Here is a 13,250-nt window from a genome sequence, read left to right as displayed (position 1 = left end):
TGTCCGGGCGGCTCATCATGTCAGGCATCGAAGCCTTGCGCAGCCCGTAATCTCCCAGGCCGGTGGGAGCCGCCCACGGCGTCGGGCCCTGGCGCGTGCGAGATGATGACCATCATGAACGATAGGGTGGGCATCGGGGAGGCCGCGGCCGCGTTCGACCGCGGCACTGTGGCCGTCGACGAGGCCAGGGCCGAGGAGGAACGCCGGCGCATCATCACCCGGTTCCCCTTGGAGCAGTGGGCTGAACTGCCGCTCGAGCGTTACGCCCTGGGACTGGACACGTCGGTGGAGAGCGGGTTCTCCGACACGCCCCGGTCCGGCGTGGGCGAGGACGGGGCGACGTACTGCCGACTGCTGGAGTTCGGCACGCCGCACCTCGGAAGCATCAGGGGTGGCAGCGCGGCCAAGCACATCATCTACCGCCACCGCTCCGGCGAATGGCGGCTGGCCGCGCCCCTGCGCGGACTGGAACCGGCTCAGGCGTGGGCGCGGTTGCGCGGCCAGTTCGTCCAGGCCTTCGACGCGGTGGCCCGGCAGGACTTCGAAACGCTGGACGACCTCAACCTGCTGCGGTTCGGCCCGGCCCTGGTGACCAAGTCACTGACCGCCTATTTCCCCGAGCACTTCCTGCCCGTCTACTCCACCGAGCACCTGCGCACGTTCCTTCTCCGGCTGGGCGGGACAGCCGAGGCGGACTCCCCGGCCTGGCGCAGCAACCGCAGGCTCCTCCATCTGGTGCGGCAGCGGCCCGAGTTCGAGGGGTGGAGCGGCCTCGAGGTGATGCGCTTCCTCTACCGGAACTTCGATCCGCGCCCCCGGCAACGCACGATCTGGAAGATCGCCCCCGGTGAGCGCGGCCGTCTCTGGGACGAGTGCCGCGACGGCGGGTTCATCTGCGTGGGCTGGGACGAGGTCGGAGACCTCGGCCAATACCAGAGCGACACCGAACTCAAGGCGGCCCTCGACTTGAACTCGCCCGGCAGCCGCGGCGGCAGTCTGACCCTCGCTCGCCGGCTGCTGGCCTTCCGGGACCTCGAGGCGGGAGACCGGATCGTCGCCAACCGCGGCAAGGACGAGGTCCTCGCCACCGGCACGGTCACCGGCGGCTACCGGTTCGCCGCGGAGCGGGTGGAGTTCCGGCACGTCGTCCCCGTGGCGTGGGACACCTCCCACGCGCGGAAACTGGCCGAGCCGCAGCACGGCTGGCAGTCCACCTTCGCCAAGGTCGACCCGGCCCTGTTCGCCCGGCTCACGGCAGCCCGCGACGGAAACGCCGCGGGGACGGCCCGGGCGCGGGAGGACGGCGCGCCGGTGACACTGCCCGAGGACGTGCAGGCCGTCGTGGACGCTGTGGACCGCAAGGGGCAGGTGATCCTGCACGGGCCGCCCGGCACGGGAAAGACACGGCTCGCGCTCCGCGCCGCCCTCGCGCTGACGGGCCGCGCGGACGTGCTCGGCGCCGAGCCGGACCGGCGCGCCCAGGCCCAGGCCGAGATGCTGCACGGTGACCGCGTGGGCATGGTCACCTTCCACCCCTCGTATGGGTACGAAGACTTCGTCGAAGGCTTCAAGCCGGACATGAGCGCCACCGGCCCCGGGCTCACCCTCACCCTCAGGGACGGTCTGTTCCACGACCTGTGCACTCGGGCCGCTGCCCGGCCGGAGCAGACGTTCCTGCTGATCGTCGACGAGATCAACCGGGGTGATCTGCCGCGCGTCTTCGGTGAGCTGATCACGCTCCTCGAACTCGACAAGCGCGGCCTGCCGGTCACCCTGCCCGTCAGCAGGCGGAAGTTCTCCGTGCCGCCGAACGTCCGGATCATCGGCACGATGAACACCGCCGACCGCAGCATCAGCCACCTGGACGCCGCGGTGCGCCGCCGGTTCGCCTTCCTGCCCGTGGATCCCGACCCCGACGCCGTGTCCGCGACGGTCGGCCCCCTGGACCTGGCCGCGTTCCTCGAGTCCCTCAACGCGCGCATAGCCCGCCACCTCGACACCGATCACCAGATCGGCCACGCCTACCTGCTGCGCGACGGCAAGCCGATCGCCACGGAGGAGGACCTGGCCGCCGCCTTCCGCCACGAGGTGATCCCTCTGCTGGAGGACTACTGCCTCGGCCGGGCCGACCTGCTGCACCGCATCCTCGGCGACCTGGTCGACGCGGACACCGGGCGTCCCGTACTCATGTCCCCGCAGGACCTGCCCGACGCCCTGGCGACCGAGTTCACCAGCGGCGGCACTCCCGGCTCCGATGCCTGACCGCGCCGAGATCAGACTCGGCGAGTACGAGTCCCGCACGCTGGACGCCGAGCAGCTCACCCCGCGGGACGTCACCCGCCTGCACGCCATTCAAGCACGCGGCTGCCTCACCCTGCGGCCAGATCGCGCCAGCTGGCGCCTCACCGCCGACGCGACCGTCGGCGTGCTCGCCCTGGACCGTGTGCGCCTCGTCATCGAGCCCAAGCTCGCCATCCCGGGCGAACAGCTCATGGCCTGGCTCGCCTACGCGCTCGGCACCCCCACGCCCACGGCGGCCCGGCGCTGGACCACCGCTGCGGACGGCTACGCCGACCTCGTGGCCGCGGCCCTGCTCGAACAGTGCGAAAAGCTGGTGAGGGACGGGCTGCGCTGCGACTACGTTCCCCGCCACAGCCTCGAACCGGTGCTCCGCGGGCGCCTGGACACCGCTGCCCAGGTGACCCGCCGTTACGGCCGACTGGACCAGTTGCATCTCCGCACGTTCGACCGGGAGACGGACATCTGGGACAACCGCGTCCTCGGGACCGCGCTGCGCGTCGCGCTCGCCCTGGCCGCCGACTCCGGCCTCGCCCGCGACCTGAAGGGCATCGCCGAGGCGTTCCCGCAGGCGCCGACCCCGGCCGCCGCGCTCCGCGCACTGGACCGCGTCCAATACACCCGCCTGAACTCCCGCTATCGCGCGGCCCATACGTGGGCCCGCCTGCTGCTGCGCGGTGGCGGCGTGACCGACTTGCTCGCCGACCGCGGCATCAGCGCGGACGGTCTTCTGCTGCCCATGCCCGCGCTCTGGGAGGCGGTTGTCCGCCGCCTCGCCGCGGAGGCCGCCGCCGGGCACGGCGGCCGCGCCGTCCCCAGCACCGGCAAGGCCGACATCACCATCCTCGACGACCTCGGCAGCACTTCCACGTTCCGGCCAGACCTCCTGCTCAGCCTGCCCGGCCGGGATCCGGCTCGGCGCGTACTGCTGCCGGTGGACGCCAAGTACAAGCGTTACGACCGCCACCGCGTCGGTGCGGCGGACATCCACCAACTGCTCACCTACTGCGCCGGGTACGCCCCGGCCGACGCCCCCGACGCTGTGATCGTGCACCCGCAACCGGGAGGGCACGCCCAACGTGTCGCCCGGGTCGAGGGCCCCGCAGGTGTGCTCGGTGTCCTCCACGTCCTCGGAGTCGACACCCGTACGCCTCCGGCTCAGGCGGTCGCCTGGATGCGGTCGGCTCTGCCACTGGGCGTCGGCGGGCCCGGCACGCCGCTTCCCGCCCGGAAAGACCTCTCACAGAGCACCGGGCACCTGCTCGGCGACCGCTGAGCAACCGTACGGAGCCACGGGCCGACAGGCGGTTCGCCGACGAGAAGCCGGACGGCTCGCCCGGTGACGGTGACCGCAACACCCAAGCGAGACTGGGGAGATCCGAGCGGATGCGGGCGGGGATGCCGACCGCGGCCGGTGCTGCTCCTCCCGCGGAACCGTCGGCCGCCGGCAGGCGTTCCCGCTGATGTGACATACCGTCGGCCGGCTGCCGAAGGGGGCGGTGAGGGTGCCGCGACGCTGGAAGATCCCGACGTTGGTGGTCGGTGGCGCACTGGTCGTTTCGACGCCGCTCTTCTGGGTGCTGGGCGATCCGGACACCGGCCAACTGGTCGCCGCCTGTGTCCAGGGGCTCACCGGGGTGGCCGCCGTGGTCCTGGCGCTGTTCGCCTCGCCGGCCGCTTCGGAATCCGGGACGGTGGACACGGCCGTCGGCACGGGACGGGCCCGGGCCGTCGCCGGAGGCAGCGCGTCGACCGGCATCCGGCGACCGCGCGGTGCGGGAAGCGGGTCCGCCCGGGCCGAGCAGACCGGGGACGCGACCGCCGACGCCCCCGGCAGCAGCGCGAACACGGGAATCGACTACGGCTGACCACACCACCGCGGCACCACTTGACCGAACCGTGACCGCGGGGAGAAGGGGGAGACAAGCATGCGCGGTCGACGCGGGCGGAGCCGGCGCGGGAACGGTCCCGAGGCGCGCACCGGTGGTGAGCAGATCTCGGTCACGCAGTCCGGGGAGGCGCAGGCGGCCTCCGGCGGAACCGCCAACTCCGGCTACCGCGGCCCTGTTTCGGAGGCCGGCTCGGACTGGGCCGGGGTGCGGGTGAGCGGGACCGGACCTGCGATCGCCGCCGCGCCGGACGCGTTTGCCAACAGCGGCTACATCCATCAAATGAACGTCGGCACACTGCACATGAACGCGCGTACGGCGCAGGAGCCGGCGTCCGCCCCGCTCCCCCGCCGTGCGTTCCTGGCCGAGTCGCGCCTGCCGGAGAAGGGGAAGTTCCCGCCCAGCTTCCTGCTGCGCAGCGACTACAAGGTCGTTCCCTTCCATGGACGGCGGCAGGAGCTGGCTGACCTGGTGGCCTGGTGCGAGGACGAGGAGGAGATCGGACTCCGCCTGGTGACCGGACCGGGAGGGCAGGGCAAGACCCGGCTGGCACTGGAGATGATCGGCTGGGCGGAGGGGCGAAAGTGGACGGCCGGGCGGCTGCGCACCGACTGCGACGAGCGGACGCTGCGGGAGCTGTGCGCCCTGCCCGGGGACGCGCTGGCCGTCGTGGACTACGCCGAGGCCCGGCCCGAACTGCTGGCGTCGCTGCTGACGGCGGCCGGGGAGCGGCCGGCGGGCCTCGGGCGGCTGCGGTTGCTGCTCCTGGCCCGCAGCTCCGGGGAGTGGTGGACGCAGGCGCGTGTCACCGCTCCCGACCGTGCCGCCGCGCTGATGTACGACGCGGAGTACGAGCTGCCGGCGCTGTTCGGCGCCGCGGAGGACAGGCCGCTGATGTTCCGGGAGGCGGTACGGAGGTTCGCCGAGGCGGGCGGCTACCCCACGGAAGGAGTGGAACCCTTCGAGGAGTTGGTGGAGGACCGCTTCTCCTCCGCTCTCGCCCTCCACATGGCGGCGCTTGCCGCACTGCTGGACCGTGACGAGTCGCTCCCGGCGTCCGAGACGTTCCGCGACGCGGCCGGGCGCGTGCTGGACCACGAGCAGCGGTACTGGTCGGCGACGGCCCGCGCCGCCGGTCTCCCGGACCACCGCCCAAGGACGCTGCGGGCGGCGATGACGGCCGTCACCTGCTGCGGTGCCGCCGACCGGGACGAAGCCGTGCGGCTCATGGAATGCGTGCCCGACCTGACCGGTGAGCACCGCCGAGTCCTGGGCCAGTACGCGGACTGGGCCCATCAGCTCCACCCGGGCGAGCACTGGCTGAACCCGCTGGAGCCCGATCCGCTCGCAGAGCGGCTGGTGGCGGACGCGCTGGCCCAGCAGCCCGAACTGACCGCGGCGTTGGGCCGGGCCGCGCACGCCCCCCACCAGCAGGGGACTTTGTGGACGGTGCTGGCCCGCACCGCCGCGCGGTTCCCGGCGGTGCGGGAAGCCTTCCCCGAAATCCTCGCGAACGGCTCGGACAGCCTGTGGCTCGCGGGAGCGATGGTGGCCTCGTACCTGCCACGCCCGGACCTGCTGCAGCCGGCGCTGACCGACTCCGTCGGAACCGTCGGCGATCCGGCGTTCCTGCTGGGCGCCGTCCAGACCATGCCGCACTCCCACCGCAACTGCGACCTGAAGATCGCGGCCGCCGAGCAGGCTCTGCGCCGCTACCGGGCGGCGGAGCGGAACATCCCGGCCGAGGCGGAACTGCACGCCTCACTCGCCGACGGGCTGGTCTCCGCCAACCGGTTCGAGGAGGCCCTGGAATCACTGCGCACGGCCGCCGACCTCTACCGCGGCCTGGCCCACGACGAGCCGGACCGATACGGCGGTGAGTACGTCAGGGTGCTCAGCAACTATGCCGTGCAGCTGACCAATTGCGGTCACCACCGAGAGGCACTCGAGATGTGCGCCCAGGCGTTCGCCGCGGCCGAACGCCACTGCGAAGCGGACGACTGGTTCACGCGGGCCCAGATCTGGTGGGTCCGTTCCAGCGTGCTCAAGGGCCTGAAGCGGCCCGAAAAGGCCTACAAGGCCATGGTCAAGGCCGTCGAGGAGTGGCGGACGGAGACCCGGCACAGTCCCGCGGTCCGCGCGTACCTGCCCATCACCCTCATGAATCTGGCCAATCGGCTCAGCGACCTCGGCCGCCACGACGAAGCCCTGGCCGTGATCGAGGAATCGGTGGAAGGGTTCCGCGAGCAGGAACGCCTCCATCCCGACCCGCTGAACCCCAGCCTCCCCCAGGCATTGATCAACTACTCGCAGTGCCTGTACGCCTGTGATCGGCCGCAGGAGGGCCGTGCCGTGCTCGTCGAGGCGGTCCGCCGCCTGCTGCGGCTTACCGAGCACCACTCCCCGCGTCTGCCTCTGCTCTGGGAGGCCCTGCGGCTGTGGGGCATACGGCTGCACAAGAGCGACTTCGCCGACCCCGCCGTGCGGGCCGAGTACCAGGAGCTCGCGACGATCCAGCAGCGCGACGACTGGCCCACCGACGGGCTGCGGGGGGAAGTGGCCTTCGTGGTGATGATGGACTACGGGCTCAAACTCGCCGACGCGGGCGAGCAGGAGGCGGGAGCCCACTGGATGAACCAGGCGTTCGCCCTGCTGCCGAAGGATGCGGGGCCACGCTTGAGGGCTGTCGCCAAGCCCCCGGCGCCGAAGCCGTAGGGACGCAGCAGCAGCCTCAGCGACGTACCCACCAGGCCGATGTCCGCTTGCGGCAGGGTGGACGACGCCTGCCGTAGGCGGACCCTCCGGACCGCCGCGGCGGCTTCAGGCGCGTCGGCTGCGCATGGCCGCGGACGCGAGCACCACCGTCGGCACCGACACCACCACCGCCCAGCCCAGGCGCCGTGTCTGAAGGGAGGTGCACGTCGCCTCCACGCTACGCTCCATCGACCCGTGCGCAGAGGTCCACTCGGTGCCGAGGGCGGAGTAGCACTCCGACTGGGGATAACCCGAGCTGATGTCCGGCGCGCTGGTCAGCAGCCACAGGATCACACCGGCCCCGATGCACGCCAGAAGCCACATGATTGTCCTGGTCATGGCATGACTGTACAGATCCTCACCTTGCCTCGGTGGGGGTATGACAAGCATGGCCGGGCACACCTCCTCGCGTGCGGCTGGTGCCGGGCGGGGAGGGAGATTGTCGGTGCCGCCGACTCGCGAGCGCAGGAAGACGGTGACATGTGCCCCTTGCTCATGGCCTCGGGGCCGCTCACTGTTCCCACGTCGGCACCCAGACATTGGCATCGGGTGGGTCCGTTCGTCTGGAGTCGAGGTAGCGGCGAAGTTCGACGAGCGCGGGATGGGGGTTGTCCTCGCGCCAGATCAGTGACATGGGGTAGACCGGTGCCGGGTCACGTACCGGTATGCGCCGCAGGTCGTAGCTGTCCGGCCACAGATACCGCGATCCTTCATCGACCAGGGTCGCCAGGTCTGCGGAGTCGGCGATCTCGGCCAGCAGTGCCTCATTCCCGAAGACGGGTCCTACCACGTCGATCGTGATGCCGAAGGTGGTGGCGAGTTCGTCGTAGTAGACGGCCACCTCACCACGGGCATCCAGGCCGGGCATCCAGATGCGGTGCCCGGCGAGTTGCCCCGGCGTGACGGCACGGGCGTGGGCGAGCGGATGGCGCGGTCCGACGAGGAGCTGGTGCGGCTCGTCGACCACGCGAACAGTGCTGATCGCATCCGGTAGGTGCTGCTGCGGGGGAACCGCGTGGAAAGTGGCGTCGATCGTCCCGGCTTCGACGGCGGCGACTGCGTCGTCGACGTCGGCGTCCAGCGTCACGACATCCAGTTCGATCTCCGGATGCACGCGGTAGAAGTCCTGGACAAGCCCCGCTGTCACGATCCGCCGGTTGACGACATCGACGCGCAGAGCGCGCCGGCCGGGGCGGACGGACGCATCAGCCCGCTCCGCCACCCGGAGAAGTTCACGGGCGTGGGGCAGGAATGCCTGGCCGTCGATGGTGAGCCGGGCGCCGCGGGCGGTGCGGGTGAACAGCCGCACCGCCAAATCTTTCTCCAGCGCGGCGATGCGCTTGGAGACGGCCTGCTGGGTGATCGACAGGCCGACGGCGGCTTCCTGGAACTGGCCCGCTTCCGCAACGGCGACGAAGGTGCGGACGGCTTCGAGATCCACGCCGATCCCCCTTAGTGAACAACAGATGGTTGTGAAGCGCCGACAGGGCAGTTGTTTGACCTGCTGTTGTGCTGCTCGCTTAGCTCTCACCGGTCGACGTCAGTGTGTTCGGGTGGGACATCGAGGGGGCGTGCTGAGCATGGTGGGCAGAAGACCGCTGGGCCGGCAGTTCGGCTGGCTGTGGGCGGCATACGCGGTCAGCGCCTATGGGTCGGGGCTGGGGTTCGGGGCGTTCCCCCTGATCGCCGTGCTGGCGTTGCATGCCGGCCCTGCCGAGGTGTCCGCGCTGTCCGCGGTGGGGCCTGCGGTGGGCGCGCTGGTCGCGGTACCACTCGCACCGTGGGTGGAGTTCCGGCGCAAGCGCCCGGTCATGATCGCGATGGATCTGGCCCGGTTCGCGCTCATGGCGACCATCCCGGTCGCCTACGCCTTCGGCTGGCTCAGTTTCGTTCATCTGCTCGTGGTCTCGGCCCTGGTCGCCGCGGCCAAGATCGCCTTCAATGCGGCCGTCGGCGCTTATCTCAAGGCCCTCGTCCGGCCGGACGACCTGCTCGTGGCCAACGCACGGTTCGAGTCCACGAACTGGAGCTCCCTCGCGGTCGGGCCACCACTGGGCGGGGCGGCGATCAGTCTGTTCGGGCCGGTCACCACCGTGGTGGCCGACGCGCTCAGCTACCTGTTCTCCGCGCTGGGCATCGCCGCGATTCGCAGCCGAGAGGAAGCACCGCGCAGAACCGGCGAACCACCAGCCCGGGTGGGCACGTTGCTCGGCGGCTGGCGACACATCATGGGCCATCCCGGGTTGCGTGCGCTCTACCTCAACCAGATACTCGTCGCCGGTCTGATCATGGCCACCGAGCCGCTGCTGGCCGTCCTTCTCCTGCGTCAACTCGGCTTCCCGCCCTGGCAGTACGGCCTCGTCTTCGCCGCCCCCTGTGCCGGCGGACTCATCGGCTCCCGACTGGCCCGCCGCGTCGTGGCCCGCTACGGCCGGCAGGCGGTCTTCCGGACCGTCGGTACCCTGCGCGCCGTCTGGCTGATCGGCCTGGCCTTCGTCCGTCCCGGCATCGTCGGCCTCGTCACCGTGATGGCCGTCGAACTGGCGATCATCATCAACATGAGCCTGTACACCCCGGTGCTCGCCACCTACCGGCTCGAGCACACCCCCAAGCACCTCGTCGCCCGCACCCTGTCGGCCTGGTCGATCGGCCAGCAGGCGTCCATCGCCCTCCTCACCACGCTCGCCGGGTTGCTCGCCGACCTCACCAGCCCACGCACCGCCCTCACAGTCGCGGGACTGCTCATCCTGACCACCCCGCTCCTGCTCCCCCGCCGCAACCACATGCCGCAGCACGAGCCGGAACCGGCCCACAGCGACTCGCGGCACACCACAACCCGCCACTGAAGCCCGCAGGCCGCAGCCGGTTTGCCGCTGCGCGTCCGCGTCGACCAAGCGCACATCACCAGCAAGCAAGGGGAACACTCGCGTGAACACCGCCCCCGCGCTCGCCCCTGCGCACAGCGCACTTCCCGTCATGGGCTACCAGCCCCCGATCCTGGCCCTTCTGCCCGAAGGCGGGGACCATGACGCCCGCGCGATCGCGCGGAAGGGGCCAACTCCGACGTTCACGCGAACAACGACGCCCTCTACGGGTTGCTGAAGGCTCCGACTCCGCCCAACCTCAGGTCAAAGCGCTCTCCGGCCCTTCAGGGACTTAGTTCCGGTCTTCTTCCGATACCCCTCGCCCCCTGGCGGCCTTCACCTGCACCCAGTTAACGGTGCAAAAGTTCGCTCATTCGTACACAAATTCGAGATCTATAGAGCGCGAAAGCTTGTTGACGCCATTAACGCACTTCCGTCATGCTCAACGAGAATACGCTGCGTCCCGATCGCCCCATCCCACTCTTCAGGCGCGCACGTCCCAGAACTCGAAAGGCGGCACACGAGCATGGCCGAACAGCCTCCGGAGTCTTCCCACCCGCTCACCGCGCACGACCCCTACGCGCCTGACGCCTCTGGCTCGGTCGGCAGCCTGCGCGAGCTTCTCCTCGCCCGGCTCGACTCCGCCTCCGGTCTGGCCCCCGAGACCAGGGAACTGCTGCGCGAGCTGCTTCCGGACGAGCAGACGGGCGGCAGCGGCGGCAGTCCCGAGGGAACCGTCCAGCTGCGGTCCATCACCGCCGCCGGCTGGCGCGGCATCGGACCGCGGACCACTCTCGAACTCCCGCCGGGCCCCGGCCTGGTGATCGTCGCGGGGCCCAACGGCTCCGGCAAGTCGAGCTTCGCGGAGGCCGCCGAGACCGCGATCACCGGGCGCAACTCCCGGTGGGAGGGCAGACGGGCCCGCGACTGGCAGGGCGGCTGGCGCAACCTGCACACGCCCGACGGCGTCACCCCCGAGGTCTGCGTCGAACTGTCCGTCGGCGAGCGGGGCGAGCCCGTCACCGTACGGCGCACCTGGTACGGGACGAAGGTGGACGAGACACGGACGCAGGTCATGGGGCCGGACGGCGCGGAGCGGAAGTGGGAGGAGGTCATCGACGCCAAGGCGCTGGATCTCGCCCGGCCCTTCCTGCCGTACAGCGAGCTCGGCTCGATGATCAACGGCACCCTCGGCTCGCTGCACGACGCCTTCTTCCGGCTTCTCGGGCTGGAGCTGCTCGCCGAGTTCGACGCGCGCGTCAAGGACGTCGACACCGAGTGCAGTCAGACGATCAAGCAGCGGGACACGCTCACCGCAAAGCTGCTGGACGAACTTTCCGGGCTCGACGACCCCCGGGCCCGCGAGGCCGCCCAGGCCCTGTCGGGCACCAAGCCCGACCTCGGCCGGATCCGGGCCCTGCTGGAAAGCCGTACCCCCGCCGCCGAGGCCGAACTGGCGCGGCTGCGGCAGTACGCCGGTCTGACCGGCCCCGACCTGCGGGAGACGGCGGGCGCCGTCGCCCGGCTGCGGGACGCCGCCGCCACCGCGGAGGAGGCGCGCTACGGCAGCGCCGAGGACGCCCGGCGACTGGCCCGGCTCCTGGAGGCGGCGCTGGAGCACCGCCGCCGCTCCCGGAGCGCGCACTGCCCGGTGTGCGGCAGCGAGGACCGGCTCGACCGGGCCTGGTCCGAGCGGGCACGGGCCGAGGTGGAGCGGCTCCAGGCTCAGGCCGCCGACGCCGAGGCCGCCCGGCAGGCGGTGTCGGTCGCCGTACGTGCCGTGCACGACCTCGTGCAGCCCGTCCCGGTGTGGTTGCGCGGCGAGACGTCCGGGCTCGCCGCGCTGTGGCAGGAGTGGGCGTGGTGCCGGGACGTCACGCATCCCCGGGAGCTGGCGGACCGCGTGGAGCGCGCCGCGGCGGCTCTGGACGAAGCCTGCCGGCAGGTGCGGGACGAGGCCGCCGGGCGGCTGGCCGAGTACGACGACGCCTGGCAGCCGACAGCCGTGCGGCTCGCCGAATGGCTGGCCGCGGCGCAGGCGGCCGAGGCCGCGGCCGAGCGTCGCCGGCACGCGCGCAAGGCCCGCACCTGGCTGCGCCCGATCATCGACGAACTGCGCGAGGAGCGGCTGCGTCCTTTCGCCCACCAGTCGCAGGAGGTGTGGCAGAGGCTGTGCGAGCACAGCAGTGTCACGCTCGGTTCCGTCACCCTGGCGGGCACGCCGGGGCGCGGCCGGGTCGTCCTGGACGTCTCCGTGGACGACCGGTCGGCACCCGCCTACAGCGTGATGAGCCAGGGCGAGCTGCACTCCCTCGCGCTCTCCCTGTTCCTGCCGCGCGCCACGCACCCGGCCAGCCCGTTCGGGTTCCTCGTCATCGACGACCCCGTGCAGTCCATGGACCCGGACAAGGTCGAGGGACTGGCCCGGGTCCTGGACGCGTGCGCCCGGGACCGGCAGGTGATCGTCTTCACCCACGACACCCGGCTCCAGCAGGCCGTCGCCCACTTGGGCATCCAGGCCACCGTCCTGCGCGTGACGCGTCAAAGTAACTCCGTGGTAAGCGTGGAGACTCTCACCGACCCGGTGGAACAGGCGCTCGCCGAGGCGCGGGCCGTCTCCCTGGACCCGGGCCTGCCGCAGGACGTGGCCGACCACGTGCTGCCCGCCATGTGCCGGGTGGCGGTGGAGGCGGCCTGCCTGGAGACCGCGCGGCGCCGACTCCGCGACGAGCACGGGTTCGGCCTGAGGGCGGTCGAAGAGCGCGTCGCGTCCCTGGACCGCACCAAGACGTACGTGGCGCTCGCCCTGCTCGGGGACGGGCGGCAGAATGCCCGCGACGCCGTGGAGCGGATCTGCCCGGGCGGCTGGAGGCTGGTGGAGGCCTTCAACTCCGGTGCGCACGCGCCGCTGCCGGGCGTCGACGACCGTAAGAGGCTCGTGGCCAGGACCGCGGCGCTCGCTCAGGCGATCCGACGCACCGGGGGCATCGGTGCCGCGGACAGCACCGGAGGCGCCCGATGACCGCGTCCGCACAGGCGCTCGTCAGCGCCGCCGACCGTCTGCTGAATCCGTCGGGAGCCGTGGCCTCCCTGGCTCCGGGGCTGCGCGCCCGTGCCGCCGCGGTTCTGCTCCGCATGGCGCTCGACCAGGCCCTGGACGCCTACTGGGCGCGTGTCCATCCGTCGATGACGCGGATCGGCAAGCACCGGATGCTGTGCCTGGAGTGGTACGCGGGCCGCGACACCGCCCGCCGTTGCCGCACCACCTGGTTGGCACTCAGCGCCGCATGCCACTACCGCGCGCAGGAACTGCCTCCGGCCCCGGCTGAGATCCACGCCCGACTGGTCGAGGTCACCGCCCTTGTGGCGGCCCTGCACGCCGGTCCCGGCACGGCTCCATGACCCCCGGCGGCCGGTTACCGACCGGCCGCTCAGGCTCAGCGGT

9 protein-coding genes are annotated in these 13,250 nt (G+C 71.6%); 7 read left to right on the top strand and 2 right to left on the bottom strand.

Translation table 11 applies throughout. From position 1 onward, the window contains the following. The first annotated feature begins 114 nt into the window (after positions 1 to 114). The 4 genes from IE225_RS00870 to IE225_RS00855 all read left to right on the top strand — a co-directional run bounded on the left by IE225_RS00870 (position 115) and on the right by IE225_RS00855 (position 6,902). Positions 115 to 2,262 carry a DUF8426 domain-containing protein gene (locus IE225_RS00870; RefSeq protein WP_190055301.1) on the top strand — a complete coding sequence of 716 codons (2,148 nt, stop codon included), beginning with the start codon at positions 115 to 117 and terminating at the stop codon, positions 2,260 to 2,262. After that, entirely contained in the window at positions 2,255 to 3,574 is a 1,320-nt protein-coding gene (locus IE225_RS00865) for an McrC family protein (protein ID WP_190055300.1), read from the top strand. Before IE225_RS00870 ends, IE225_RS00865 begins: the two co-directional genes overlap by 8 nt. A gap of 223 nt (positions 3,575 to 3,797) precedes the next feature. Beyond that, positions 3,798 to 4,166 (top strand): hypothetical protein, encoded by a 369-nt coding sequence (locus tag IE225_RS00860; protein WP_308432425.1) that lies wholly within the window; start codon positions 3,798 to 3,800, stop codon positions 4,164 to 4,166. Positions 4,167 to 4,226: 60 nt separating this feature from the next. Then, a complete protein-coding gene (locus tag IE225_RS00855; protein ID WP_190055299.1) occupies positions 4,227 to 6,902 on the top strand; it encodes a tetratricopeptide repeat protein in 2,676 nt (891 codons plus the stop codon). A gap of 105 nt (positions 6,903 to 7,007) precedes the next feature. On the opposite strand, the gene IE225_RS00850 is transcribed toward IE225_RS00855, so the two are convergent. Both IE225_RS00850 and IE225_RS00845 read right to left on the bottom strand, forming a co-directional pair. Continuing rightward, complete coding sequence (locus IE225_RS00850) at positions 7,008 to 7,280, bottom strand: hypothetical protein (protein ID WP_190055298.1); 273 nt, start codon at positions 7,278 to 7,280, stop codon at positions 7,008 to 7,010. Positions 7,281 to 7,452: 172 nt separating this feature from the next. Next, the gene (locus IE225_RS00845) at positions 7,453 to 8,382 is read right to left on the bottom strand and encodes a LysR family transcriptional regulator (protein ID WP_190055297.1); all 930 of its coding nucleotides are present in this window, start codon (positions 8,380 to 8,382) and stop codon (positions 7,453 to 7,455) included. 139 nt (positions 8,383 to 8,521) lie between these two features. Here IE225_RS00845 and IE225_RS00840 point away from each other — a divergent pair, with 139 nt between their 5' ends. From IE225_RS00840 to IE225_RS00830, 3 genes are all read left to right on the top strand, one after another. After that, a complete protein-coding gene (locus IE225_RS00840; protein WP_190055669.1) occupies positions 8,522 to 9,787 on the top strand; it encodes an MFS transporter in 1,266 nt (421 codons plus the stop codon). 544 nt (positions 9,788 to 10,331) lie between these two features. Continuing rightward, entirely contained in the window at positions 10,332 to 12,827 is a 2,496-nt protein-coding gene (locus tag IE225_RS00835; RefSeq protein ID WP_190055296.1) for an AAA family ATPase, read from the top strand. Beyond that, positions 12,824 to 13,207: a hypothetical protein gene (locus IE225_RS00830; protein WP_190055295.1), complete on the top strand. Its 384-nt coding sequence runs from the start codon at positions 12,824 to 12,826 to the stop codon at positions 13,205 to 13,207. Before IE225_RS00835 ends, IE225_RS00830 begins: the two co-directional genes overlap by 4 nt. The last annotated feature ends 43 nt before the right edge of the window (positions 13,208 to 13,250 follow it).

This window comes from Streptomyces echinoruber, assembly GCF_014651135.1.
GTDB classification, from domain to species: Bacteria; Actinomycetota; Actinomycetes; order Streptomycetales; family Streptomycetaceae; genus Streptomyces; species Streptomyces echinoruber.
The sequence above is the reverse complement of the archived record's forward strand: the minus strand, read 5'-3'. Positions and strand labels throughout refer to the sequence as shown.